This is a genomic window from Fretibacterium sp., from assembly GCF_057312375.1.
Genome location: NZ_DBHLDX010000028.1, coordinates 23,898 through 25,188, shown reverse-complemented (window position 1 = coordinate 25,188; position 1,291 = coordinate 23,898). Strand labels below are relative to the sequence as shown.

The window sequence follows — 1,291 nt, the reverse complement described above, 5'->3', positions numbered from 1 at the left end:
GGATCAATCGTGTTTATATTGGAGAAAAACAGCATCTCTTTTTTAAGATTGTTCTTGTACTCCTGGTCTACCTTCGTATGCCGGAGCAAGAGCATGACGGTCGTTTTCAATATCTGATTTAAGAGATTGTCTTCTGACAGTTCATCATACTCACAGGCCAGCACGCACTTTCTGGCAAGGCGATTCTGAATGGTCCCCGGCATATCAATTTTTCCACGGACCACGGCTAACTCCTCTTTGTGGTTCAAATACTCCCGATGCAGGCCCTGCTTCAGCTGGCGACCGATACCCTTGGCGAGGATCGCCGCAAAAAGGTTATGCATGTTCTCAAATTCTTCGGTAGCGAGGACCTCATAACCGCCCTGATTCAGCGTCGTGAAGGCATACGAAAGCATGTAGTATATGTTTTTTATGAAGATACTCTTATCCTTTATCATTGGAACACGCCCAGCAAAATGCTCTCCCAGCGTCGGAGCTTGTTGGCGTCGTCAAACCAGTATTCATTCAACATTGGCAGAATATCGTAATTGACGATGGAATACAGCCAGTCCCTGGTGCAAACATCTCTGCCGCAGAAATAGCTGTGACCGATACAGAATCCCTTGCCAAGTGACTTATCGAGAGAAATCTCCCGGTTCAGGTCCTTGACCTTGGAGATCAGCTCATTCAGTGTTTCGTTGTTCAGGCTGTTTTGATACTGAATGAATCCATCAGAATCGAAGCCAGGTTCCACCTCAAAGAAGCTGAAGCGACGACGGAGAGCGTAGTCAATCATGGCAAGGCTGCGGTCTGCTGTGTTCATCATGCCAATGATATACAGATTTGGGGGGACGGAGAAGGAAAGTCCATTATAGGCCAAAGTTGCCTTGGTGCCTCTATAGTCTTTCTCAATGAGCATCAACAGTTCCCCGAAAATTTTACTCATGTTGCCACGATTGATCTCGTCAATGATAAAGAAGAAATCTTTATCCAGTCGGTTCGCGGCCTTCTGGCAGAAGCGATAAAAGATACCATGCTTCAGCTCAAAACCGTTCTCTACCGGCTTATAGCCCATCATAAAGTCCTCATAGGAGTAGCTCTGATGAAATTGCACGAATTCAATCCTGCTATCATCTTTTTCTCCCATCATGGACCACGCAAGGCGCCTGGCGGCAAAGGTCTTACCCACGCCGGGAGCGCCTTGAAGGATGATATTCTTTTTATTTTGAAGGACGGCTACAAGGTTTTCATAGCGTTTTTCCGTCATATACACTTCATCGAGGAAATCGCTCTTCGTGTATGCATCAAAGGA

2 protein-coding genes are annotated in these 1,291 nt (G+C 46.2%); both read right to left on the bottom strand.

Annotated elements, in window-relative coordinates; genetic code table 11:
- Positions 1-437, bottom strand: a 437-nt coding sequence (locus ACO41U_RS06000; RefSeq protein WP_485942368.1) for a 5-methylcytosine restriction system specificity protein McrC, incomplete at its 3' end; no start/stop codon positions are given.
- Positions 434-1,291: AAA family ATPase (locus tag ACO41U_RS05995; protein ID WP_485942366.1), on the bottom strand; the 858-nt coding region annotated here is incomplete at its 5' end. The genes ACO41U_RS06000 and ACO41U_RS05995, both read right to left, overlap by 4 nt.